The sequence below is a fragment of the Spirochaeta thermophila DSM 6192 genome, from assembly GCF_000147075.1.
Lineage (GTDB): Bacteria > Spirochaetota > Spirochaetia > Winmispirales > Winmispiraceae > Winmispira > Winmispira thermophila_A.
The window spans coordinates 1,450,543-1,472,175 of the sequence record NC_014484.1 but is presented as its reverse complement, the minus strand read 5'-3'; the positions used below and the strand labels follow the sequence as shown (position 1 = coordinate 1,472,175).

Genomic DNA, 21,633 nt, shown 5'->3' with positions numbered 1-21,633 from the left:
TATACTTGGGAGAGGAAAAGAGAGGAGGCGCGTGTGAATCTGTTCCTCAAGTCGCTCGTCTTCCTGGGGCTCTACGGTGTGCTCCATTTCGGGTACGAGCTTTCCGGGTGGGAGTGGCTGGTCCCGGTCTTCGGGACGAACGAGTCGGTGTTCGAGCACCTCAAGATGGCCTACTGGGCGTATCTCTTTGCCTCGTTCGTCGAGGCGGGGGCGGTAGGGTCCCTGAGGAGGCGGGAGACGCCGGGGTTCTGGCCCGCCCGCTTTCTCTCGGTGGTGTTCGCCCCCTGGATGGTGGTGCTCCTGTGGTACGTGCTCCCGGGGCTCGCGGGCAAGGTGGAGAGCCTCGCGGTGGAGCTGGGCTGGGCCTTTGCGGTGACCTATGCCGTGGGGCTTGGTGCAGGGCTTCTCGAGCGTGACCTCGAGCGGCTTCCCTGGAAGGCACGTACCCGGCTTCTGGTGACGGCGTTGCTCGTGCTGGCGGGTTTCTTCTTCGTCTTCTTCTCGTTCACACGGCCGTGGGTCGATCTCTTCGTGGATCCTGCGATGCTGGAGGGGTGATGGGTCCCATCTTCCCGTTTTCCGCGATCGTGGGGCAGGAAGAGGCGAAGCAGGCGCTCCTCCTGGGGGTGATCGATCCGGGGATCGGGGGGGTGCTCCTCTTCGGGGAGAAGGGGACGGGTAAGACCACGTTGGTGAGGGCCCTCGCCTCGCTCGTGCCGGGGATGCCGCTGGTGGAGCTTCCCCTCAATGCCACCGAGGACAGGCTGGTGGGGTCGCTCAACGTGGAGAAGGCCCTCTCCGAGGGGGTGCGCCAGTTCGAGCCGGGGCTCCTCGCTGCAGCGCACGGGGGGATCCTCTATGTGGACGAGGTGAACCTGCTGGAGCACCACCTGGTGGACCTGCTCCTGGATGTGGCGGCGACGGGGGTGAATCGTGTGGAGCGGGAGGGGATCTCCTACGAGCATCCCGCCCGGTTCCTCCTCGTGGGTTCGATGAATCCGGAGGAGGGGGATCTCCGTCCGCAGTTCCTCGACCGTTTCGGTCTCGCGGTGCCGGTGCGGCATCTTGAGGATCCGGACCTGCGGGCCGAGGTGGTGCGCCGGCGGCTCGCCTTCGAGTCCGATCCCGAGGGGTTTGTGCGTGCGTGGCGGGAGGAGGATGCGCTCGCCTCCCAGGTGGCGGTGGCGCGGGAGCGGCTGAGGAGGGTGGGGGTGGCTGAGGAGGTGTATGCCGAGGCGGTACGGATCGCCGGCGTGCTCGGGGCGCGGGGGCATCGGGCCGAGCTGGTGATGGTGCGGGCGGCGAGGGCGCTCGCGGCGTTTCTCGAGCGGGATGAGGCGGATACGGCGCTGGTGCGGGCGGTGGCGCGGTATGCGCTCGTGCACAGGGTTCGGATCGGGCCGGGCGAGCGTGAGGATGCGGTGCTCCGAAGGATCGATGCGGCGGTGGAGGGGCGGGAGGGGGAGCGGGAGGTGGAGGGGGAGATGGTGGAGCCGGAGGATGCGGTGGTGCCGGGGGCTGCGGCGGCAGGTTCGCTCATGTTCGAGTTCGTTAAAAAAAAACTGACGAGGTGGTCCACGAGCCGGTAGAGGTGGAGCTCGAGGGGGTGGGGTTCGAGGAGGGGGTGCAGGAGGTGGGGCGTGGGGTGTGGCGGCGGGAGGTGGCGCATGAGCGGGGCCGGGCGGTAGGGGTGCGCGGGTTTCGGGAGGGGGAGGTGGTGAGGGATGTGGCGCTGGGGGCGAGTCTGTCGGCGGCGGCGTGTGAGGGGGTGCGGCGGAGGGGTGGGAGGCTGGTGCCGGGGGTGGGGAGGGGGCACCTGCGGCGGTGGGTGAGGCGGAGGGGGCGCTCGACCTGGTGGTGCTGGTGGTGGATGCCTCGGCTTCGATGGGGTGGGGGGAGCGGATGCGGGTGGCGAAGGGGGCGGCGCTCTGGCTGCTCGAGCGGGCCTACCTGCTGCGGTGCAGGGTGGGGGTGGTGGCGTTCAGGGGCGTGGGGGCGGAGGTGGTGCTGGCGCCCACGGTGAGCAGGGAGCTGGGGAAGGTGCGGCTCGCCCGGATGCCGGTGGGGGATGCGACGCCGCTCCCGGCGGGGCTTATGGAGGCGGCGCGGATGGTGGAGGCGGAGCGGATGCGCGTGCCGGGGTTGAGGGCCACGGTGGTCCTCATCTCGGATGCCGAGAGCAACGTGCCCCTGCGGGACGGGGCGGATAGCTTCAGCGAGGCGGTGGGGATTGTGCGGACGCTGGTGGGGAAGGGGGTGCGGGTGGTGTGCGTGGATGCGGGGATGGGGGAGGGGAGGGTGCCCGAACTCGCGCGGAAGGGGGGGGCCGAGTACCACCGTCTCCCGCATACTCCCCGCGCTCTCGGCGCGTTCGTCTCGAGCCTCGTCGCATCGGGGGATACCGTGTACGGTGGGCCGGAGTGAGCCGGGTGGGGATGCGGAGCGGCAGGGGCACAGCGTAAGGCCATGAAGCAATTCGGCCTCGCCCTGAGACGAGGCCGACGAAACGGTGTGTATTTCCCTTCGGTATGAACCGGTATGAACGTTCCTATGGCATGAAGATCCCCGGGAGGGTGGTGGTGAGCGGTGGGAAGAAGGTGACCAGCAGGAGTACCGCCACCATCACCAGCCACAACGGGAACATGGTGCGCACCACCTTCTCGATGGGGATCTTGCCCACCGCACACCCCACGAAGAGGGCGGATCCCACGGGTGGAGTGGTGAGTCCTATGGCGAGGTTGAGTACCAGCATCACGCCGAACTGGATGGGCGACATCCCCAGGGTGTCCACCACCACCGGATAGAGGATGGGCGTGGTGATGAGGATGAGGGGTGCCATATCCATGATCATGCCGAGTATGAGCAGCAGTACATTGATGAGCAGGAGCAGGAGCACCTTGTTCGTGGTGATGCTCAAGAGGAGTTCCGTGGCCTTGGCTGGTATCCTCAGGTATGCCATGAACCAGCCGAAGGCGCTCGCGGATGCGATGAGGGCCATCACCATCGCAAGGGTCTTCAGGGAGCTGTAGAGAATCCTCGGGAATCTCTTGAGCGGAATCTCGCGATAGACGAAGAAGGTGACCACGAAGGCCCACACCACGGCGACGGCAGACGATTCGGTGGCGGTGAAAACCCCGGACACCACGCCCACGATGATGATGACGGCCGTCATGAGCCCCATGAAGGCCTCTCCTGTGATGGCGAGTGCCTCCCGAAAGGAGTACCACCGTTCTCTGGGATATCCCCGCTTGATCGAGATGAAATGGGTGATGATCATGAGGGCGAGTCCGAGTATCACGCCCGGCAGGTACCCTCCAAGGAAGAGCCGTCCGATGGATACGCCTCCTGCAGCCAGGGAGAAGATGATCATGTTGTGACTCGGAGGAATGATGATCCCCTGGCATGCGCTGGTCACGGTGATGGCCACCGAGAAGTCCTCGTCATACTTGTTCTCTTTCATCATGGGTATGAGTATCGTCCCTATGGAGGAGATGTCGGCCACTGCAGACCCCGAGATGCCTCCGAAGAACATGCTCGCGAGGATGTTGACCTGGGCGAGACCTCCCGGGAGCCGGCCCACGATCAGGTTCGAGAACTTGATGAGACGCTTGGATATCCCCCCCTGTCCCATGAGTTCTCCGGCCAGTATGAAGAAGGGGATGGCCAGGAGGGAGAAGGACTTGATGCCGTGCACCATCTGCTGTACCACCGCCATGAGGGGAACCTTGAGATATATCCCCGTCACGATGGCCGCCATGGCAAGGGCGAAAGAGATGGAGACTCTCAGGATGATGAGCACGAGAAAGGTGCCGAGAAGGAGAAGGGTGGCGGTCCCTGTATCAGGCATGGAAGACTCCTTGCAGGTACTCTCGTATGGTCATACGTCCTTCGAGGACCGACTCCACGGCCTCCTGTTCCGTGGGGATGCCGAGGAGCCCCATCAACGATTCCACGGTGATGAAGAACCCGGCGAGCGGGAGGATGAGATAGAGGACTCCTGCGGGCCAATGGGTGGCGGGGAGGATGGACCTGAGGGTAAATGCGATGAGGATCCTGCCGTATACCATCATGATCACCCCCACCACACCCTTTACCGCGTAGTCGAGGATGTGCAGGATCCTGTTCACGAGGGGCGGAAGACTCTCCTCGTTCACGAGGTGGAGGCCGATATGGAGGTCCTGCTTGACTCCGAGGGCGATGGATATGAAGGCGAACCACACGAGAAAGACGAGGGAGACCTCTTCCGACCACCTCAGACCGCTGTTGAAGACATATCGGAGCACCACGTTGGTGAAGATGATGAGCACCATGAGCGCGAAGAGGATCTTCGCGAGGAAGAGCGCACCGATATAGAGCAGGTTGAGTATCCTGACGATCTGTTTCATGAACGTTCCCCATGAAGATCACGAAAAAGGGGGAGGGCGCCAGGGGCCCTCCCTTGGAGATTACTCTACTTCCTGGATGCGGCGCACGATCTCCTGGATCTCGGGAGACTGCTTCGCATAGAGGTCCTTCATCCGTGCCTGCCAGGCGCTCTTGTCCTCCACCGGGATGATGGTGTTGCCCGCGGCCCGGACCTTTTCCTCTGCGACCTTTTCATAGGCCGCCCACTGTTCCCTCTGGTACTCTATGGCGTCCCAGGCCGCCTGTCTGAGGATCTCGATCTCCTCTGGTGTGAGTTTCTGGGAGAGGGAGATCTTGCTGCCGATGATGATCTCGGGCACCCTGAGGTGCTCGTCGAGGGTGTAGTACGTGGCTACCTCGTAGTGTCCGCTCGTGTAGTAGCTGGGCCAGTTGTTCTCGGCCCCGTCGATCACGCCGGTCTGGAGGGCGCTGTAGACCTCGCCGTAGGGCATCGGGGTCGCCACGCCACCGAGGGCCTGTATCATGGACACCATGAGGTCGCTTTCCTGTACACGGATCTTCATACCCTTGAGATCCTCAGGTGTCCGCACGGGCTTCTTGGTGTAGAAGCTCCTCGCCCCGGCCTCGAACCACCCGAAGCCGATGAATCCCGCATCTTCCACGGCCTTGAGGAGTTCCTTGCCGATATCTCCCTTGAGCACCTTCCACATGTGATCGGAGTTCCTATAGAGGTAGGGGAGTTGGAGTGCATTGAGGATGGGTACAAAAGAGCTTACGGGAGAGACACTCACCCGGGTGAGGTCGATGGATCCAAATTGGACCTGTTCGATGACCGCCTTCTCTTCACCCAGCTGTGAGCTCGGATAGACCTCTATGACGATCTTCCCTCCGGTACGTTCCTTCACGAGTTCGGCGAACTTGTAGTCACCCTTGGTGGTGGGATAGTCGGGGGGATGGGTCTCGGCGAGGCGGAGGACCACCTGTTGTGGTGCCTCGGCAGTGGCCTCTTGCGGTTTCTCCTTTTTCGCGCATCCCCCGAGGAGGAGCGCTCCGGCCAGCACCAGGAGCACGATGATGCTGGTCACCGTGATGTTCGGTCGTCTCATACCCTCTCCTTTCGAATGGACTACCGATATCATAAACTGGTGACTACCCGCTGTCAACGATAAATCACTTTCGTTTCGGCTTTCGTTTTTTTTCCGGTGTATTGAAATAGATTGCGTGGCCCGCTATCATGTAATATCTATCACTTCCTGAGGGAGGGTGTATGAACTTTTGTCCCGGCGCAGGAACGACCCCGGTGGAGGTCTCTCCCGGGGTGAAGAGGGCGGTCCGCGCGTACGGCGGGGGGCTCATGCTGGTCGAGGTGTGGTTCGAAGGAGGGGCGAAGGCCGCGGTTCACAGTCATCCTCACGAGCAGGCCACCTATGTCCTCGAGGGGAGGGTCAAACTCACGGTCGACGGGGAGGATGTGGTCCTGGGGAGAGGGGATTCCCTCTACATCCCGGCCGACGTCCCCCACTCCGCAGAGGCCCTCGAGCCCACCCGTCTCCTGGACGTCTTCTCTCCTCAGCGTGAGGACTTCCTCTGAAATTTGTCTTTCCGGGGCCTTCTGCCGATATTTGATACAGGGAGAAGGAGTTCCCTCACATCCAAGGCAGGAGGCCCGCCATGACCGATCCGATCCGTCCGGTGGATGCAGTGCCGATCGTTCCCGAGATTCCGGAGGGCCCTCCGGAGCCTCGGCCCGAGGAAAGTGCCGAGACGAAGGAGGTGGTACGGGAAGAGGGGGTGGGAGAAGAGGTGAACGAGGAGGCCTGAGCACACTGGCTCCGATGTGGGCCGAGCCGGACTTACTCGAAGGAGATGTCGTCGGGTAGCTCGTTCACGTCGTCGGGAGTGATGGGGAAGTGGGTCTCCAGAATCCGGCCCACCTCTCGGATCCCGGCGATGAGGCCGTTTCCGAACTCCCCCCTTCTGAAGTACTCCTCTATCTTGCCCGCCGCTTCCTTCCAGAACCCCTCTCCGGCCTTTGCATGGATGCCTTCATCTCCCACCACGGCGAAGGCTCGGTTCTCCGTCGCGAGGAAGAAGAGGACACCCGTGCGGTGTATGGTCCGGTACATGCCGAGCTTGCGGAATGTCTTGACGGCTTCTTCCATCACGTCGCCCTTCACCCGGCGGGTGATGTGCACCCTGATCTCGCAGGTGGAACGCCGCTCCACCTCCTCTATGGCCCTGAGGATCTCTCGTTGCTCTTCTTTGGTGAGGAATCGTCGGGGATCGAGGGGTCTCTCTTTACCAGCCACCGCTCGCACCTCCTCCACCGAAGCCTCCGCCGCCACCGGAGAAGCCTCCCCCTCCGCTCCCCCAGGATCCTCCCCCCGATCCTCCTCCAAACCACCAGTAGAGGGGAATCCGTCGCCGCCTCCGCCTCCCGACCGTGTGAGACCCTCTCGCCTGGTCGAGGAAGAGGATGAGAAAGAGTGCACCGAGGAAGAGGACGACTCCCCACAGCGCACGGTCTTCCAGGAGCGAGGGCGCGTCCGGTTCCGCAGGGGTATAGCCCGAGAAGATGCGGCTGCGGGTCTCCTCGTCCGTGGTGGCTTCGATGATCTTCTCGACACCCAGCCGTACTCCCTCGTCGTAGGCTCCCTCCCTGAAGGCGGGAAGGATGGTGCGCTGGATGATGAGGGCGGAGGTGGCATCCGTGAGCACGGGTTCGAGGCCGTAGCCCACCTCGATGCGGACGAGGCGTTCACGGGGGGCGACGAGGAGGATGACGCCGTTGTCTTTGTCCTTCTGTCCGATCTTCCACTTTTCTGCGAGGCTGATAGAGTAGGATTCGATCGACTCCCCTCCGAGGGAAGGGACGGTCACCACCACGAGCTGGTTGGTGGTGGCCTCTTCGTAGCGGGCGAGGAGCTGCTCGAGGGTCTGCTCGGTCTCCGTGGCGAGTATGTCGGCGAAGTCGTTCACCCTGCCCGCGGGGGTATCGGGGAGGGTGAATCCCAGGAGAAGGGATGAGAGCGCGGCGATGGGTATGGTCGTACGCAGCACGTGCACCATGGTCCCCCGACGGATCATTCGAAGTCGACCACGGGGGCTTTCTCGGCTCCCTCCTGGGCCTCGAAATAGGCCTTTTCCTTGAAGCCGAACATGTTGGCGATGATGACCGCGGGGAAACGTCGGATGGCGGTGTTGAATCGCTGTGCCACCTCGTTGTATCGGCGTCGTTCCACGGCGATGCGGTTCTCGGTTCCTTCGAGCTGGGCCTGGAGGGCGAGGAAGTTCTCGTTCGCCTTGAGCTCAGGATACCGTTCCACCACCACGAGGAGGCGGGAGAGGGTGTTGCCGAGTTCAGCTTGGGCCTGTTGGAAGGCCTCGAACTTCTGCGGGTCTTCGATCGTCGAGGGGTCGAGGGTGAGGGATCCCACCTTGCTGCGGGCCTGTACCACTGCTTCGAGGGTTTCGCGCTCGTGTGACGCGTATCCCTTCACCGTGGCCACCAGGTTGGGGATGAGGTCGGCCCGTCTCTGGTATACGTTCTCCACCTGGGCCCACTGGGCCTTCACCTCTTCTTCGAGCTGGACGAGGTTGTTGTAGGTGCCCACCACGCATCCATAGAGGGAGAGGATAATGACGACGACGATGCCGAGTGCGATGAGAAGGGTACGGGTACCTGATCGCATGATCCACCTGCCTTTCGAAGGTGTGGGCTGTGTGTACGATACTGAAGAGGGAGGATTTGGTCAATCGTGAGGGAACGGGGGTGAGGAAGAAACCACGAAAAACGCCGGTGCGCATGCACCGGCGTCTAGCAGGGGGAGGACTCGAACCTCCGACCTTCGGGTTATGAGCCCGACGAGCTGCCAACTGCTCTACCCTGCGGTGTTGTGTGTAGAGAAATATACAGAAAGCCGAAGAGTGCGTCAACCCCTTCCGGGATTCGGCACTGTCAAGGAGGAGTGTTGAAATTGAGCTGGAGCTGATAAGGGGTGCGTCTCCCACACTGCGTGTGTATCTGCATGCCCACCACGTAGAGGCCTACCGCCTCATCCGCATGGGCACGGCTCATATACCCAGGATACCGTCGAAGAAATGTCCTCATGTGCCGAAAGAGGTTCTCCACAAGGGCGTTCGTCCTCACCTTCTCCTTCCACTCATAGGGTAACTCCAGATAGGAGAAGAGCCGCTCCTTCCGCCACAGGAGTGCGGCACTCATCCGCGGCGCACGGGCTCCCCACTCCTTCCAGAACCCCTCAAGGGCCTTCTCCGCCTCCTCCTTCTCTCGTGCCGCCAAAAGCTTCCGGTAGGCATCCCGAAATGCCCGCCGCATCTCCTGTACGTGCCTCTTCTCCTTACCTCTCAGTTCATTGAGGAGCGTCCGCTCAAGGGTCCGCTCAAGGTGCCAGAGGCATACCTGCTTCTTCGCCTCAGGATACACCGTCTCCACGGCCTGCCAGATCCCCTCAGCCTCATCGGCCACCACCAGCTCCACCTCATGAAGCCCCCGCTCATAGAGCCTGGTAAGCAGTCGCTCGTAGCTCGCTCGCTCCTCCCGCTCCGCAACGACCCAGTCGAGGAGCTCATGAGACCCGTCCTCCTTCACCCCCACGGCACTCAAGACCACCAGCCCCCTCCTCCCTTTTCCCCTCAGCTTTCCCCACACCCCATCCAGCACGAGCGCCTTCACCCCACTAAGCGGCCGCCTCCGCCACCGCTCCTTCTCCTCACGAAGACGCTTTATGATCCGTAAGATCGTCTGAGGGTGGGCCTCGCCTATCCCTAACTCCCGTAACAGGATGGCATATCTCCGCGCGCTCATCCCTCCCACATACCCAAGGAGGAGCTGCTCGGTGAGGGCCACGAGCCTCTGCTCATAGGCGACCAACTTCACCTCCTTCCCCCCGCCGGTGCGGATCCGGGGCACGCGTACCTCCTCGATCGGCCCCCATGGGGTCTGCACACTCTTCCACTTCCTGTAGCCGTACCGGTAGTACGGTGGCTTCTCAGCCTCCCCTCGTGCATATCGCGGTCGCCCTACTGCCTCCTCTCTCAGTGCCTCAAGGAGGTGCTCCAGGTACGTCTTGTAGGTGTGGCGTACCTCCTCCCGGAGCTGGGCCTCTACTTGCTTCATGAGGCCAGAGAGGGTATACTGTGTCTCAGTCAGTGCGCGTGTCTTGCCGCGCTTCATGGGGTATCTCCTCCTTAATCTAATAGGTGTTTGTGGTGGGAGATACCCCTTATCTTTTTTCCCCGCGTTTTTCAACACTCGATGTTACAGGCCCCGGGATTCGGTGTGGGGGCACCCGTCGGGAGGGAGGGGTGGGCTTGTAGTCATATAGCAGAGTCTCTATACTACTCCGTGTACGACGTACGTGGATCAGATCCAGAACGAGGAGGGGTGTATGCATATTCCTTCACACGTGGTCTTGCAGGCACGATCGGCTGGAGCAGGGGGAGGGGTCGCAGGTCTCCTCACCGTGGGGGTGGCCTGGTGGGCTGCCCGAAGTGAGCGGAAGCCCGACGGCCTGCTCTTCGCGAGCGTGACGGCGCTCATCTTCGCCCTGCAGATGCTCAACGTGCCGGTCCAGCACGGTACCTCGGGGCACGTGGTCGGTACGGTGCTCGCGGTGGGGGTGCTCGGGCTTCCGTTCGGTGTGCTCTCCATGGTGCTCGTGCTCTCGCTCCAGGCCCTGGTGTTCGCCGACGGGGGGCTCGCATCGCTCGGGTGGAATGTGATCAACATGGCCTTCGTTGCCGCGCTGCCGGCCCTCGTGGTGGTGCGGATGAGGGGTCGGTCCCCGCTCCTCTGGGCGCTCGCGGGCTGGGTCTCTGTGGTGCTCGCGGCGCTGGCCTGCGGGCTCGAGCTGGGCTTCATGGGGGTCTTCCCGATGGGTGAGGCGGTGCCTGCCATGGTGGGGGTGCACGCCCTCATCGCCCTCGTCGAGGGTGTGGGGACGGCGGTGCTCGTGCCGGTCCTCTCCCGCATGGGGGCCGAGGGACGGGCCACCCGATGGCTCGTGCCGGCGTTCGGGCTCCTGGTGGGGCTGGTACTGCTCGCCCCGTTTGCGAGCCCGCTTCCCGACGGGCTCGAGTGGGTGCTCGATCGCTACGCCCGCATCAAGGAGGCGGCTCCCTCGTTTGCTGCCCTGCTCGCCGAGTATGCGGTGCCGGGGGTGGCGCATCCGTTCGTCTCAACGGTGCTCGCAGGGCTTGTGGGTGTGGGGCTCTCGTTCGGGCTTGCGTGGGGTGTGGGGCGTCTTTTGGGGGCGCGTCGGACGGGGTGAGCGAGGCCGGTATGGCTGGGATGGGAGGCCGCAGGTGTCTGCGGCCTCTTTTTTCGTGGATCAGCGGCGTGAGGGGGAGGGGAGGAGGAAGGAAGTGATGATGAGGAGGGCGAGGGGAAGGATGGCGAGGCCGAGGAGAGGGCGGCTGCGTGAGAGGAGGTTGTAGGAGAGGTGGAGGGCCCAGGCGAGGAGGAGACCGCGGTGGGCCGGGAGGGTGCGGGGTGGAGGGGCGGCGAGGAAGGGGCGGGCCCAGAGGGTGGTGGAGGCGAGGTGGAGGGGGAGGGAGAGGAGGGTGCGTGCGAGGAGGGAGGGGAGGGAAGGGAAGGCGTAGAGCACGGTCTCGAAGGAGGCGAAGCCTGCGGGGACGAGGAGGACGGCGGGGCGGGGGGCGGTGAGGGGGAGGCGGGTGAGGAGGAGGGTGAGGGTGCCCGCCTTTACCGCTTCTTCGAGGAGGGGGATGAGGAGGGTGGCGAGGGAAGGGGAGGTGAGGGGGGAGAGGAGGGAGGTGGCGGAGAGGGTGAGGGCGCCGGCTGCCATGCCGGCTACGGTGAGGGCGAGGAGGTGGGGGAGGGGGAGGCGGGAGAGGAGGGCGGGGAGGCTGCAGAGGAGGAGGGCGCCGAGCCAGATGAGGCCCCACAGCACCGGTTCCACGGCTATCTGCCCCTTGATGCGAGATAGGAGGAGAGGGCTTCGATGAAGGCCTCGTTCTGATCGGGCGTTCCCACGGTGACGCGCATCCATCCCGGAAGCCCGAAGCTGTCGAGCGGCCGGATGATGACGCCTCGTTCCATGAGGGCCTCGAAGGCCTCCTGCGAGCTTCCTCCAAGGCGAAAGCACACGAAGTTCGCCTCGGAGGGATAGGCGAAGAGCCCCAGCCGAGAGAGCTCCCGGTAGAGGAAGGCCTTGCCCTCTCTCGTGAGGGCCCGCGACCGCTCCACGAAGGCCGTGTCGTCCAGGGCTGCACGGGCTGCAACCTGGCCGAGGAGGTTCACGTTGAAGGGGGGCTTGAGCCGTTCGACGTACCGGATCACCTCAGGCCGGGCTATGCCGTACCCCACCCTGAGCCCTGCGAGGCCGTAGATCTTGGAGAAGGTGCGGAGGACCATGAGGTTGGGGTGTCTCTTTACGAGCTCGAGTGTTCGGGGAAAGTCGCGGGCCTCCACGTACTCACGGTAGGCCTCATCCACCACCACGAGCACCTCCTCGGGGACTGTCTCGAGAAATGAGACGAGCTCCTCATGGGAGACGTAGGTGCCCGTGGGGTTGTTGGGGTTGCAGATGAAGACCACCCGGGTGGATGAATCGATCCCGGCGGCGAGTTCGGAGAGGGCGAACCGCCCCTCCCTCATAGGGGCGTAGCGCACCTCTCCCTCGAAGACCCGTGTGGCAAAGGTGTATTCGGAGAAGGTGTGCTCCGAGGTGACCACCGAGATGCCCCGTTCCACGAAGGCCCCTGCGATGAAGAGCATCACCTCGTCCGATCCGTTGCCTATCACGAACCACTTGGGGGTAAGCCCATGCACCTCGGCGAGCTTCTCCTTGAGCGAGGTGCATGCCTTGTCGGGGTAAAGGTGGATGGTCTCCGACGCCTCCTTCAGCGCCTTTAGGGCGAGCGGTGAGGGGCCGAGCGGATTCTCGTTAGAGGAGAGCTTGATCGCACCGGGTCGTGAGGCCCCGGCGGTGTAGGTAGGGAGGCTCTGTACCACCTGCCGGACTCGCATGGACACTCCTTTCTTCCGTTTTCTTCCGTATGGTAGAGTCATAGTAGGCTGAGTGAGAAGTCTGGTCAATCGGAGCTACCCTGGTGGTTGGGATGTGCTCAGGTAGAAAAAGGTCCTCCTCACGAGGGTCCACGAGGGCCGAGATGAAGGCTATCCCTCATGAGAGGTGAGTTCGCTGAGAATCTGCTCCACAGATTCCAGAAGTTTCGGGATCTTGTTCTTCACCACATCCCACAGGATATCTTCATCTATTCCGAAATACTCATGGACAATGATGTCTCTTAAACCAGCAATCTTACGCCAGTCCATCTGAGGATAGCGATCTTTGAGATCATGAGGGAGATGTTTTACGGCTTCTCCGATAACGGCAAGATTGCGGAGCACGGCATCCACCGTCTTCTCATCAGAGCGGAATGCCTCAAAGGAAAGCCCCCGGACGTACCGGATGATTCGACTGCAGCTTTCTCTCAGGTCCTCAAAAAAAGGAGGGGGTCACGTGACACGAATCGCCTCCTTCTCCACGTAGGGCCGTAGGCGTGGTTTGAGTGCCTTTCGGGTGACGAGATCTATCCGGGTTCCCAGAAGGTCCTCAAGGAAGAATTTGAGCTCCATGTATGTGTCGAAAGAGGCTGGTCCCTCGAACTCCACCAAGAAGTCGACATCACTTCCCTCTATGGCTTCATTCCGCGCTACAGAGCCGAATAGCGCCAAGTACGTAACCCCCAGTTTTTTCAGCTCCTCCTGGTGCGCGGCGAGCATGTGGAGGATGCTCTTCCTATCGAGGATCCTGTTCATGAGATGCTCCCCTGTGTTTTCTCACATTGGATCACCCAGCTCTTGAGGAGCCGTTTCATTGTTTCTTCACCAAGGGAAAGTTGCATTTGCCCCCCAAGGAAATTCCGCATTCACAGCACTACCTTTAATTTACTGGTAATGGCTGATTCTCGCAAGAGAAAACCACAGGGACCGCTCTCGTCATGTAATCGCTCAGCAGGCAAAGAGGCCTGAATTGGTTTCAGATGCCCCATAGAGCAGACTGCTTCAACTATGACTGCTTCAACTATGGAAGCTCCCGTAAGAAGTTGGTATACTCAATCCAACGTGTATCACAAAGGAGGTCTCATGCAGGTCCTCTTCGTCCAGCACGTCCCCTTTGAACGGCCGTTTTTGATCGAGGAGTATCTCCGTGAACGGGGCGCACGCTGTGCCTCGGTCTGCCTCTCCTCCGGGGAGCGCCTCCCCGACGAGATTCCCGATGTGGTGGTGCTCATGGGAGGGCCCATGAGCGTGCACGATGAGGAGCGGTACCCCTGGTTGAGGGAGGAGAAGGCCTTCATCAGGCGGTCGATCGAGGAGGGCATACGGCTGCTCGGTGTGTGTCTGGGCGCCCAGCTCCTCGCAGAGGTCCTGGGAGGCGAGGTGCGGAAGGCCAGGGGGAGGGAGATCGGCTGGTTCCCGGTGTACGTGACACCCGAGGCGTCGGGACACCCGTGGATGGAGGGGGTTCCACCCTCGCTCATGGCCTTTCACTGGCACGGTGAGGAGGTGACCCTCCCGCCCGGCGCGCTCCACCTCTTCTACAACCATCACACCGAGGTCCAGGGCTTCCTCTACGAGGACCGCATCCTTGGTCTCCAGTTCCACCTCGAAGGCACCCCCGAGACCGGCGAGGCCCTCCTTACCGCCTGCGCCGACGAGTGCGCAGACGGAGGCCCGTCAGTCCAGGACCCGCAGACCATCCGTGAGGGCTTCTCCCGCTACCTCACTCAGACGCGGAGGATCCTCTTTCACCTTCTCGCCCGCCTGGTTCCTTACGGGCAGTGAGCATCTTGTGTTCTTCGGTGACTTCTCTTATGAGCTCCGCCACCGTCCACTCGAGGTTGGTGGGGGTGGTCATGGCAAAGGCGATGCTGTGCGGATCCTCCACCACCTGCTTTATCGCAGGCAGGAGTCTCTGGATCTCCTGATGGGTAAACCCGTGGAGCAGGACGAGCCGTTCTCGCTGTTCCATCGTAACTCCTTTGTTTGACGATCTTGAGCCCCTTGAGTAGGTTATTATACACAGACCCGGAACGACACGCCAGTACAAAATGTGATCCAAAAGGAGAACGATATGGATCTCGAACGTTTCACGGTGAAGGCCCAGGAGGCCCTCCAGAACGCCGCCAAGCTCATGCACCAGTACGATCACACCCTCCTCGAACCGGAGCACATCGCCCTTGCGATCGTCCAGCAGGAGGATGGGATCATCAAGCCCCTCGTGGAACGGCTGGGTGCCTCTCGCGCCCAGATCGAGCACGAGCTCGTGGCCCTTCTTGAGAAAAAGCCGAAGGTCTACGCAGAGGGTGCTTCCACCTCGGGGGTGAGCCTCTCCAACCAGGCGGCACGGGTCCTCAGCAAGGCCGAGGTGGAGGCCAAGCGCATGCAGGACGAGTACGTGAGCGTGGAACACATCCTCCTCGCCCTCGCCCAGGAGCCGGGTGAGGTGGCGCGGGTGTTCCAGCGCAACGGGCTCACGTACGAAGGGATCTCGCACGCGATCCAGGGGATCCGCCAGGGGAGGCGGGTGACGAGCCAGGACCCCGAGAGCACCTATCAGGCCCTCGAGAAGTACTGTCGCGACCTCACCGCCCTCGCCCGCCAGGAAAAGCTCGACCCGGTGATAGGCCGGGACGAGGAGATACGCCGGATGATCCAGGTCCTCCTCAGGCGCACCAAAAACAACCCGGTGCTCATAGGTCCCCCGGGCGTGGGTAAGACGGCCATCGTGGAGGGCCTGGCCCGAAGGATCGTGGCAGGCGACGTGCCCGATTCCCTCAAGGACAAGCGGATCCTGGCGCTCGACCTCGGGGCACTCGTGGCAGGGGCCAAGTACCGCGGCGAGTTCGAGGAACGACTCAAGGCCGTGATCAACGAGGTGATTGCCTCTGAGGGAAAGATCATCCTCTTCATCGATGAGCTGCACACCCTCATCGGTGCGGGTGCGGCCGAGGGTGCCACCGACGCCGCGAACCTCCTCAAGCCCCCGCTCTCCCGCGGTGAACTGCGCACCATCGGTGCCACCACGGTGGACGAGTACCGCAAGCATATCGAGAAGGACGCGGCCTTCGAGCGCCGATTCCAGCCCATCTCCGTGGCAGAACCCTCGGTGGAGGACACCATCTCCATCCTCCGCGGGCTCAAGGAGCGCTACGAGGTACACCACGGGGTGCGCATCACCGACGAGGCCATCGTGGCCGCGGCGGTGCTCTCGGACAGGTACATCACCTCGCGCTTCCTCCCGGACAAGGCCATCGACCTCATCGACGAGGCGGCCAGCCGGCTTAAGATGGAGATCGAGAGCATGCCCACCGAGATCGACCAGCTCGACAGGAAGATCCTCCAGCTCACCATAGAACGGCAGGCCCTCTCCAAGGAGAAGGACCCCGCCTCTCAGGAGCGGCTCAAGAAGATCGAACAGCAGCTTTCCCAGCTCAAGGAAGAGCGCGACAAGCTCTACCTCAAGTGGCAGAACGAGAAGAAGATCATCGACGAGATCCGGAAGCTCAACGCCGAGATCGAGGATCTCACCATTCGGGAGACCCAGTACGAGCGTCAGGGCAACCTCGACAAGGCCGCCGAGATAAAGTACGGCCTCCTTCCCCAGAAGCGACGTGAGCTCGAGGAGAAGACCAGGGCGCTCGAGCGGCTTAAGGGCGAGGAGAGTTCGCTCCTGAGGGAAGAAGTGACCGAGGAGGACATCGCCCGCGTGGTCTCGAGCTGGACCGGGATCCCGGTGACCAAGATGATGGCCTCGGAGAAGGAGAAGCTCCTCCACCTCGAGGAGGTGCTCGGCAGGCGGGTGATCGGCCAGGAGGAGGCCATCAGGGCCGTGGCCGACGCCATAAGGAGGAACAGGAGCGGCCTCTCCGACCCGAGACGGCCCATGGGTGTCTTCCTGTTCCTCGGTCCCACCGGGGTGGGGAAGACGGAGCTCGCCCGTACCCTGGCCGACTACCTCTTCAACGACGAGCGGGCCATGGTGCGCATCGACATGAGCGAGTACATGGAGCGGCATGCGGTCTCCAGGCTCATCGGGGCACCTCCCGGTTACGTGGGGTACGAGGAAGGTGGACAGCTCACCGAGGCCGTGCGGAGGCGGCCGTACTCCGTGGTGCTCTTCGACGAGGTGGAGAAGGCCCATCCCGACGTGTTCAACATCATGCTCCAGATCTTCGACGACGGAAGGCTCACCGACAGCCAGGGCCACGTGGTCGACTTCAAGAACACCATCGTCATCATGACCAGTAACATAGGGAGCGACCTCATCCTTGAGGCCGACGACCTGGAGAAGGTCAAACCGCAGGTCAACAGCCTCCTGCGGGCGAGCTTCAAGCCCGAGTTCCTCAACCGGATCGACGAGATGATCGTCTTCCACAGGCTCACGCAGGAGCACATCTACAAGATCCTCGACCTCGAAATAGAGCGCCTCAACGAGCGGCTTTCGGAGCAGCACCTCTCCATAGAGGTGGATCAAAAGGCCAAGGATATCCTGGTGAGGGAAGGCTTCAGCCCCGAGTTCGGCGCACGGCCGCTCAAGCGCACCGTACAGCGCCTCATCTACAACCCCCTTGCAAAAGAGCTCATTGCAGGCAAGTATAAAGAGGGTGATACCGTGTACGTGACCGCCGAGCACGGCCAGCTCGTCTTCACACGGAAAGTAGGAGAGGCAGTAGCCTCTTCATAGACACCTCAAATCTCGCCGTGAGGGAGGGCGGACGCCCTCCCTCATTCAACTGTTCCAGCGCGAGGGCGTCTGTTCCAGGATCGTACGCCGCGATGGTGTCATCTCGAGTGGTGGTTCGGGTGGGAGTGGATGAGGAATGAACGCGCGAACGGATTCGCCGCCCACGGTAGTGGTTTGGTAGTGTCCCGTCAAACCTCGTTTCACGCGCTCCCTCCGCGGTATTTAACGATCGCTGAATAACCCACAACAATATTAAACGAAACAAGGGTTTTGTTGAATAAGCTCCACTCGCCGGCTATATCCCGGCACCTCGTGTGGGGAGTACTTCAGCCGTACGTGCGGCAATGCGCTTCCGGAGACGTTCCGGCAATCCGTCGGTACGGGCGATGCGGTAGAGGGTCTTGAGGTCCGCGGCCCAGACGAGGTCCCGATATGCATACCGTTCGCCGTGCTCGTCGGTCACTACACGGGTGGCGGTATCCTCTTCGACCACCCGGGTGTTCGGCCGCAGGTCGACGCCGAGTTCCCGGGCCTTTGCGGCAACTCGATCGGATGGCCCCCTCATACCTCCCTCCATCTTGCACCCTCCTTTCGGCCTCCCTATAATGGCCCCGATTCCGGGACGAGGAGGACCCATGGGGAAGCTCTGGGACAAGGGCTACGAGACGGACAAGGTGATCGAGCGCTACACGGTGGGTGAGGACTACCTGCTCGACAGGAGCCTCCTGCCCTTCGACTGTCTTGCGAGCATCGCCCACGTGAGGATGCTCGCGCACGTGGGGATCCTCTCCGGCGAGGAGGGGAGGGCCCTGGAGGAGGCCCTCAGGGAGCTGCTCTCCCTCGTGAGGGAGGGGCGGTTCGAGATCAGGCCTGAGGACGAAGACGGCCACACGGCGATAGAGAACTGGCTCGTGGCCCGGCTTGGCGAGGTGGGGAAGAAGGTGCACACCGGAAGGTCGCGGAACGATCAGGTGCTCGTGGCCCTCCGCCTCTACATGAAGGACAGGATCTACCTCCTCGCGGAGGTCCTCGAGGGACTCGTCCGCCTCCTCTTCCGGCGAGCTGAGGAGACGGCGCACATCCCCATGCCGGGGAGGACCCACATGCAGATCGCCATGCCCTCCTCGTGCGGGCTGTGGTTTGCCTCGTTCGCCGAGGAGCTCGTGGACGTGCTCTCCCTTCTTGTGAGCGTGCACGAGGTGGTCGATCAGAACCCGCTCGGCGCGGCGGCGAGCTATGGGGTGCCGCTCCCCCTCGACAGGGCCTACACCACCCGGCTCCTCGGGTTCTCCCGGGTGCAGAACAATGTCCTGTATGCGAACAACTCGCGGGGCACGTGCGAGGCCATGGTGGTGGACGCCTGCGAGCAGGTGATGCTCACCTTGAGCAAGCTGGCGCAGGACGTGATCCTCTTCTCGCTCCCCGAGTTCGGCTACATGAAGCTCCCGCCCGAGCTGTGCACCGGCTCGAGCATCATGCCGCAGAAGCAGAATCCCGACAGCCTCGAGCTCCTCAGGGCCAAGGCGGCCTCGGTGGGCGCCTGGGGGGTGCAGATCAAGGGGATCATCAGGAGCCTTCCCTCCGGGTACAACCGGGATTTCCAGGAGACCAAGGGGCCGTTCATGCGGGCGGTGGAGACCACCGTGGACTCGGTGGTGATGAGCAGCCGTGTGGTGGAGGGGCTCCGGCTCTTCCCCGAGCGCATGAGGGCGGGGTTCTCCCGGGAGATATTCGCCACGGACGAGGTGTACCGGCTCGTGCGCGAGGGCCGGAGCTTCAGGGATGCCTACAGGGAGGTGGCCTCCCGGCTGGAGGACCTGCCGGAGGGCGATCCGGAGGCGGCGCTCAAGGCGCGGACGTATCCCGGAAGCCCCGGCAACCTCAACCTGCAGCCTGCGCAGGAGCGGCTCGAGGCCGTGGTGGCGAAGGTGAAGGAGGCGAGGAGGAGGTTCAGGGAGGCGCTGGAGGGCCTTGAGAGGCCGCGCTAGAGCCACTTCTTCCTTTTGAAGTAGAAGAGCATCCCGATCCCGAGCGCGAGCATGAGGGCCAGGACCGCGGGATAGCCCCACCTCCATTCGAGTTCCGGCATGTACCTGAAGTTCATCCCGTAGATCCCTGCGATGAAGGTGAGGGGCATGAAGAGGGTGGCGATGATGGTGAGGACCTTCATGACCTCGTTCATGCGGTTGCTCACGCTCGAGAGGTACAGGTCGAGGAGGCCGCTCGCCATGTCGCGGAGGGTCTCCACCATGTCGATCACCTGTATGGTGTGGTCATAGACGTCCCTCATGTAGAGGCCTACCCGTGAGACGAGGGAGGACTGCTCGCGGGTGAGGGCCGCGAGTACCTCGCGCAGGGGCCACACCGACTTGCGGAGGGTCAGGAGGTTCCGTTTGACGGTGTGGAGGGGGCTTACCACCTGTGGGGAGGGATCCTCCACCACCTGTGTTTCGAGCCGTTCGGTCTCTTCCTCCAGGTGTTCGAGGATGAGGAAGTAGTGGTCCACGATTACGTCGGCGAGGGCGTAGAGGAGGTAGTCGGTGCCGTGGGTCCTGATGATGCCCCTGTTGCGCCGGAGGCGGTCTCGCACCGGCTCGAAGACGTCGCCTTTCCGCTCCTGGAAGGTGACGAGGATGTGGTCCTTCAGCACCATGCTCACCTGTTCCGATTCGACCGTCCGGGCTGCGTGGTCGTAGGTGAGCATGTGGAAGACCAGGAAGAGGTAGTCCTCGTAGTCCTCCAGCTTGGGGCGTTGGATGACGTTGAGGATGTCCTCGAGGGTGAGGGGGTGGAGGTGGAGCATCGAGCCGAGGGCCTCGATGGCCCCTACGTGGTGGAGGCCCACCAGGTTGATCCAGGTGGTAAGGGAGGGATCGAGACGCGAGGAGAGGTCCTCGACGCGCTCGAGAGAGAACTCCCGGTAGGTGTGGGCGTCGTACTGGATCACGGTGAGTTCGAACTCCTCCACGGGTGGGCCGGTGTAGACAAGGGTCCCCGGCGGGCTTCCCGGCTGCTTGCGTGTGGTCTTTCGTCTCATGTGGCCTCCCTTCAAGGAAGTGTAGCGCATACCATAAGGAGATGCCATACTCCCCGGCCGGAAGGCCTTTATGCGGGCTTCGGTTTCATGGTATGGTGGGCGCTCCATGGAAACCACGACGGTGAAGCCACGTCTCACGCTCTCAGGCCTCGCCTGGCCCATCATGGTGGAGACGGCGCTCAGGACCACCCTCACCTCGGTGGACACCTTCATGCTCGCGCGGTATGCCGATGAGGCGGCCGCTGCGGTGGGGATGGTGCAGCAGTTCGTCTTCTTCGTGATGCTCATCTACATGATGGGGGCCACGGGGGCGAGCATCCTCGTCTCTCAACACCTGGGGGCCGGGGATGAGAGGACCGCGGCGGAGATCGCCCGCACCGCCTTGTTCTACAACCTGGTGGTGGGGGTTCTCCTCAGCCTCGGCCTCAGGCTGATCGTGGATCCCCTCATCGCCTCCCTTGGGGTGGATGCAACGGTAGGGGGGTACGCGAGGGACTACCTCTACGTCTACTTCAGCTGTTCGGTGTTCCAGGCGATGAGCCTCCTGCTCGCGAGCCTCGTGCGGAGTTACGGGTACAGCAGCATCCCCATGTACGTGACGTTCGGCGCCAATCTTCTCAACGTGGCAGGGAACTATCTGGTCCTCTTCGGCCCGGGGGGCTTCCCCGTGTTGGGGGTGAAGGGGGTTGCGCTTTCCACCGTGATCTCCCAGGCGGCCGGTATGGTGGCGTTGTTCATCGTCGTCCTCAGGCGGCCGTATCTCGACTTCCTTCGGGGTTTCTCTGCGAACTGGCGACACGTGAGGAACATCCTCCGGATAGGGGGGCCGTCGGCAGGGGAGAACCTCTCCTACAACCTCGCGCAGATGGCCCTCCTCTACCTCATCACTCCCATGGGGACGGCGGCCATCGCGAGCTATACCTACACTGTGAACATCTCCCGGTTCAGCTTCATCGTGTCGCTCTCGCTGGGCCGCGCCTCGCAGATCCTGGTGGGGCACCGGGTGGGTGCGGGCGAGAACGACAGGGCCTTCCGGGAGGTGTTGCGCACCACGGCGGCGGCGATGGTGAGCAGCCTCTTGGCGATGGGGACGATCGCCCTCTTCCGGATGCCTGTCATCCATCTCCTCACCGCTGACGAGGAGATCGTGCGGATCACCTCGGAGCTCCTCCTGTGGGCGGTGATCCTCGAGTTCGGGAGGCCCATCAATCTGGTGGTGATCTCTGCCCTCAAGGGGGCCGGTGATGCCCTGTTCCCGGTGATCGTGGGAGTCCTCATGATGTGGGGGATCTCGGTCACCGGGGCATGGTTCTTCGGGATAGTCCTCTCGTGGGGGATGGGGGGTATCTGGCTGGGAAAGTTGCTCGATGAGTGGCTCCGGGGGTTCGTGATGATAGGACGCTGGGTCTCCAGGCGCTGGGAGGGCCGCAGCTTCGTGGAGACCAGGCGGGAGACGGCATGAACTTGAGGCGTCGTCCGGGGGCGAGGGCC

General features: G+C 62.8%; 24 protein-coding genes and 1 tRNA gene. 10 read left to right on the top strand and 15 right to left on the bottom strand.

Features of this window, described 5'->3' with window-relative positions; all coding sequences use genetic code 11:
- The first annotated feature begins 33 nt into the window (after window positions 1-33).
- The 3 genes from STHERM_RS06735 (at window position 34) to STHERM_RS06725 (ending at window position 2,424) form a co-directional block, all read left to right on the top strand.
- Window positions 34-558, top strand: coding sequence for a DUF6512 family protein (locus tag STHERM_RS06735; RefSeq protein WP_052295667.1), 525 nt, complete (start codon window positions 34-36; stop codon window positions 556-558).
- Window positions 558-1,589 (top strand): ATP-binding protein, encoded by a 1,032-nt coding sequence (locus STHERM_RS06730; protein ID WP_013314135.1) that lies wholly within the window; start codon window positions 558-560, stop codon window positions 1,587-1,589. The genes STHERM_RS06735 and STHERM_RS06730 overlap by 1 nt, the downstream gene beginning before the upstream one ends.
- A 235-nt stretch (window positions 1,590-1,824) precedes the next feature.
- Entirely contained in the window at window positions 1,825-2,424 is a 600-nt protein-coding gene (locus STHERM_RS06725) for a VWA domain-containing protein (RefSeq protein WP_013314134.1), read from the top strand.
- 124 nt (window positions 2,425-2,548) lie between these two features.
- Here the strand turns inward: STHERM_RS06725 and STHERM_RS06720 are convergent, their stop codons facing one another.
- The 3 genes from STHERM_RS06720 to STHERM_RS06710 are packed head-to-tail and all read right to left on the bottom strand — an operon-like array spanning window position 2,549 to window position 5,471.
- Complete coding sequence (locus tag STHERM_RS06720; RefSeq protein ID WP_013314133.1) at window positions 2,549-3,847, bottom strand: TRAP transporter large permease; 1,299 nt, start codon at window positions 3,845-3,847, stop codon at window positions 2,549-2,551.
- Window positions 3,840-4,385, bottom strand: a complete 546-nt coding sequence (locus STHERM_RS06715; RefSeq protein ID WP_013314132.1) for a TRAP transporter small permease — start codon at window positions 4,383-4,385, stop codon at window positions 3,840-3,842. Before STHERM_RS06715 ends, STHERM_RS06720 begins: the two co-directional genes overlap by 8 nt.
- A 60-nt stretch (window positions 4,386-4,445) precedes the next feature.
- Entirely contained in the window at window positions 4,446-5,471 is a 1,026-nt protein-coding gene (locus STHERM_RS06710) for a TRAP transporter substrate-binding protein (protein WP_013314131.1), read from the bottom strand.
- 161 nt (window positions 5,472-5,632) lie between these two features.
- On the opposite strand from STHERM_RS06710, the gene STHERM_RS06705 reads away from it, so the two are divergent.
- Window positions 5,633-5,956, top strand: a complete 324-nt coding sequence (locus STHERM_RS06705) for a cupin domain-containing protein (protein WP_013314130.1) — start codon at window positions 5,633-5,635, stop codon at window positions 5,954-5,956.
- A gap of 80 nt (window positions 5,957-6,036) precedes the next feature.
- The gene (locus tag STHERM_RS11855) at window positions 6,037-6,186 is read left to right on the top strand and encodes a hypothetical protein (protein ID WP_158304546.1); all 150 of its coding nucleotides are present in this window, start codon (window positions 6,037-6,039) and stop codon (window positions 6,184-6,186) included.
- 32 nt (window positions 6,187-6,218) lie between these two features.
- On the opposite strand, the gene STHERM_RS06700 is transcribed toward STHERM_RS11855, so the two are convergent.
- From STHERM_RS06700 to STHERM_RS06680, 5 genes are all read right to left on the bottom strand, one after another.
- Window positions 6,219-6,674, bottom strand: a complete 456-nt coding sequence (locus STHERM_RS06700; protein ID WP_041623750.1) for a TPM domain-containing protein — start codon at window positions 6,672-6,674, stop codon at window positions 6,219-6,221.
- Window positions 6,664-7,434, bottom strand: a complete 771-nt coding sequence (locus STHERM_RS06695; protein ID WP_013314128.1) for a TPM domain-containing protein — start codon at window positions 7,432-7,434, stop codon at window positions 6,664-6,666. Before STHERM_RS06695 ends, STHERM_RS06700 begins: the two co-directional genes overlap by 11 nt.
- 14 nt (window positions 7,435-7,448) lie before the next feature.
- Complete coding sequence (locus STHERM_RS06690) at window positions 7,449-8,057, bottom strand: LemA family protein (RefSeq protein ID WP_013314127.1); 609 nt, start codon at window positions 8,055-8,057, stop codon at window positions 7,449-7,451.
- A gap of 126 nt (window positions 8,058-8,183) precedes the next feature.
- Window positions 8,184-8,256: transfer RNA gene (locus tag STHERM_RS06685), tRNA-Met, on the bottom strand.
- A gap of 67 nt (window positions 8,257-8,323) precedes the next feature.
- Entirely contained in the window at window positions 8,324-9,562 is a 1,239-nt protein-coding gene (locus STHERM_RS06680) for an IS256 family transposase (RefSeq protein WP_013314126.1), read from the bottom strand.
- 214 nt (window positions 9,563-9,776) lie between these two features.
- Here STHERM_RS06680 and STHERM_RS06675 point away from each other — a divergent pair, with 214 nt between their 5' ends.
- Complete coding sequence (locus STHERM_RS06675; protein ID WP_013314125.1) at window positions 9,777-10,658, top strand: energy-coupling factor ABC transporter permease; 882 nt, start codon at window positions 9,777-9,779, stop codon at window positions 10,656-10,658.
- A 60-nt stretch (window positions 10,659-10,718) separates the two neighbouring features.
- On the opposite strand, the gene STHERM_RS06670 is transcribed toward STHERM_RS06675, so the two are convergent.
- The 4 genes from STHERM_RS06670 to STHERM_RS06655 form a co-directional block, all read right to left on the bottom strand.
- The gene (locus STHERM_RS06670; protein ID WP_041623386.1) at window positions 10,719-11,309 is read right to left on the bottom strand and encodes a PrsW family glutamic-type intramembrane protease; all 591 of its coding nucleotides are present in this window, start codon (window positions 11,307-11,309) and stop codon (window positions 10,719-10,721) included.
- 2 nt (window positions 11,310-11,311) lie between these two features.
- A complete protein-coding gene (hisC, locus tag STHERM_RS06665) occupies window positions 11,312-12,379 on the bottom strand; it encodes a histidinol-phosphate transaminase (protein ID WP_013314124.1) in 1,068 nt (355 codons plus the stop codon).
- A 150-nt stretch (window positions 12,380-12,529) separates the two neighbouring features.
- Window positions 12,530-12,850 (bottom strand): DUF86 domain-containing protein, encoded by a 321-nt coding sequence (locus STHERM_RS06660; RefSeq protein ID WP_041623384.1) that lies wholly within the window; start codon window positions 12,848-12,850, stop codon window positions 12,530-12,532.
- A gap of 21 nt (window positions 12,851-12,871) precedes the next feature.
- A complete protein-coding gene (locus tag STHERM_RS06655) occupies window positions 12,872-13,174 on the bottom strand; it encodes a nucleotidyltransferase family protein (protein ID WP_013314122.1) in 303 nt (100 codons plus the stop codon).
- Window positions 13,175-13,501: 327 nt separating this feature from the next.
- Between STHERM_RS06655 and STHERM_RS06650 the strand changes: the two genes are divergently transcribed.
- Window positions 13,502-14,203: a type 1 glutamine amidotransferase gene (locus STHERM_RS06650; RefSeq protein ID WP_041623382.1), complete on the top strand. Its 702-nt coding sequence runs from the start codon at window positions 13,502-13,504 to the stop codon at window positions 14,201-14,203.
- Here the strand turns inward: STHERM_RS06650 and STHERM_RS06645 are convergent.
- A complete protein-coding gene (locus tag STHERM_RS06645) occupies window positions 14,142-14,390 on the bottom strand; it encodes a DUF3783 domain-containing protein (protein WP_041623379.1) in 249 nt (82 codons plus the stop codon). The genes STHERM_RS06650 and STHERM_RS06645 overlap by 62 nt on opposite strands.
- Window positions 14,391-14,492: 102 nt before the next feature.
- Between STHERM_RS06645 and clpB the strand changes: the two genes are divergently transcribed.
- Window positions 14,493-17,105, top strand: a complete 2,613-nt coding sequence (gene clpB, locus STHERM_RS06640; protein ID WP_013314120.1) for an ATP-dependent chaperone ClpB — start codon at window positions 14,493-14,495, stop codon at window positions 17,103-17,105.
- 295 nt (window positions 17,106-17,400) lie between these two features.
- On the opposite strand, the gene STHERM_RS06635 is transcribed toward clpB, so the two are convergent.
- On the bottom strand, window positions 17,401-17,670 hold the full coding sequence (locus STHERM_RS06635) for a hypothetical protein (RefSeq protein WP_148223883.1): 270 nt from the start codon (window positions 17,668-17,670) through the stop codon (window positions 17,401-17,403).
- A 70-nt stretch (window positions 17,671-17,740) separates the two neighbouring features.
- Between STHERM_RS06635 and argH the strand changes: the two genes are divergently transcribed.
- Window positions 17,741-19,093, top strand: a complete 1,353-nt coding sequence (argH, locus tag STHERM_RS06630; protein WP_013314118.1) for an argininosuccinate lyase — start codon at window positions 17,741-17,743, stop codon at window positions 19,091-19,093.
- Here the strand turns inward: argH and corA are convergent.
- Window positions 19,090-20,142 carry a magnesium/cobalt transporter CorA gene (gene corA, locus STHERM_RS06625; RefSeq protein WP_013314117.1) on the bottom strand — a complete coding sequence of 351 codons (1,053 nt, stop codon included), beginning with the start codon at window positions 20,140-20,142 and terminating at the stop codon, window positions 19,090-19,092. The two genes, argH and corA, sit on opposite strands and share 4 nt — an antisense overlap.
- Before the next feature lie 106 nt (window positions 20,143-20,248).
- On the opposite strand from corA, the gene STHERM_RS06620 reads away from it, so the two are divergent.
- Entirely contained in the window at window positions 20,249-21,604 is a 1,356-nt protein-coding gene (locus tag STHERM_RS06620; protein WP_013314116.1) for an MATE family efflux transporter, read from the top strand.
- Window positions 21,605-21,633 lie beyond the last annotated feature (29 nt).

What these genes read in the sequence shown, in the direction of transcription:
- STHERM_RS06690 (WP_013314127.1), bottom strand. Translation starts at nt 8,057, where the DNA reads ATGCGATCAGGTACCCGTACCCTTCTCATCGCACTCGGCATCGTCGTC.
- STHERM_RS06715 (WP_013314132.1), bottom strand. Translation starts at nt 4,385, where the DNA reads ATGAAACAGATCGTCAGGATACTCAACCTGCTCTATATCGGTGCGCTC.
- STHERM_RS06710 (WP_013314131.1), bottom strand. Translation starts at nt 5,471, where the DNA reads ATGAGACGACCGAACATCACGGTGACCAGCATCATCGTGCTCCTGGTG.
- STHERM_RS06705 (WP_013314130.1), top strand. Translation starts at nt 5,633, where the DNA reads ATGAACTTTTGTCCCGGCGCAGGAACGACCCCGGTGGAGGTCTCTCCC.
- STHERM_RS11855 (WP_158304546.1), top strand. Translation starts at nt 6,037, where the DNA reads ATGACCGATCCGATCCGTCCGGTGGATGCAGTGCCGATCGTTCCCGAG.
- argH (WP_013314118.1), top strand. Translation starts at nt 17,741, where the DNA reads ATGGGGAAGCTCTGGGACAAGGGCTACGAGACGGACAAGGTGATCGAG.
- STHERM_RS06695 (WP_013314128.1), bottom strand. Translation starts at nt 7,434, where the DNA reads ATGGTGCACGTGCTGCGTACGACCATACCCATCGCCGCGCTCTCATCC.
- STHERM_RS06655 (WP_013314122.1), bottom strand. Translation starts at nt 13,174, where the DNA reads ATGAACAGGATCCTCGATAGGAAGAGCATCCTCCACATGCTCGCCGCG.
- STHERM_RS06635 (WP_148223883.1), bottom strand. Translation starts at nt 17,670, where the DNA reads ATGAGGGGGCCATCCGATCGAGTTGCCGCAAAGGCCCGGGAACTCGGC.
- clpB (WP_013314120.1), top strand. Translation starts at nt 14,493, where the DNA reads ATGGATCTCGAACGTTTCACGGTGAAGGCCCAGGAGGCCCTCCAGAAC.
- STHERM_RS06620 (WP_013314116.1), top strand. Translation starts at nt 20,249, where the DNA reads ATGGAAACCACGACGGTGAAGCCACGTCTCACGCTCTCAGGCCTCGCC.
- corA (WP_013314117.1), bottom strand. Translation starts at nt 20,142, where the DNA reads ATGAGACGAAAGACCACACGCAAGCAGCCGGGAAGCCCGCCGGGGACC.
- STHERM_RS06645 (WP_041623379.1), bottom strand. Translation starts at nt 14,390, where the DNA reads ATGGAACAGCGAGAACGGCTCGTCCTGCTCCACGGGTTTACCCATCAG.
- hisC (WP_013314124.1), bottom strand. Translation starts at nt 12,379, where the DNA reads ATGCGAGTCCGGCAGGTGGTACAGAGCCTCCCTACCTACACCGCCGGG.
- STHERM_RS06720 (WP_013314133.1), bottom strand. Translation starts at nt 3,847, where the DNA reads ATGCCTGATACAGGGACCGCCACCCTTCTCCTTCTCGGCACCTTTCTC.
- STHERM_RS06650 (WP_041623382.1), top strand. Translation starts at nt 13,502, where the DNA reads ATGCAGGTCCTCTTCGTCCAGCACGTCCCCTTTGAACGGCCGTTTTTG.
- STHERM_RS06730 (WP_013314135.1), top strand. Translation starts at nt 558, where the DNA reads ATGGGTCCCATCTTCCCGTTTTCCGCGATCGTGGGGCAGGAAGAGGCG.
- STHERM_RS06675 (WP_013314125.1), top strand. Translation starts at nt 9,777, where the DNA reads ATGCATATTCCTTCACACGTGGTCTTGCAGGCACGATCGGCTGGAGCA.
- STHERM_RS06680 (WP_013314126.1), bottom strand. Translation starts at nt 9,562, where the DNA reads ATGAAGCGCGGCAAGACACGCGCACTGACTGAGACACAGTATACCCTC.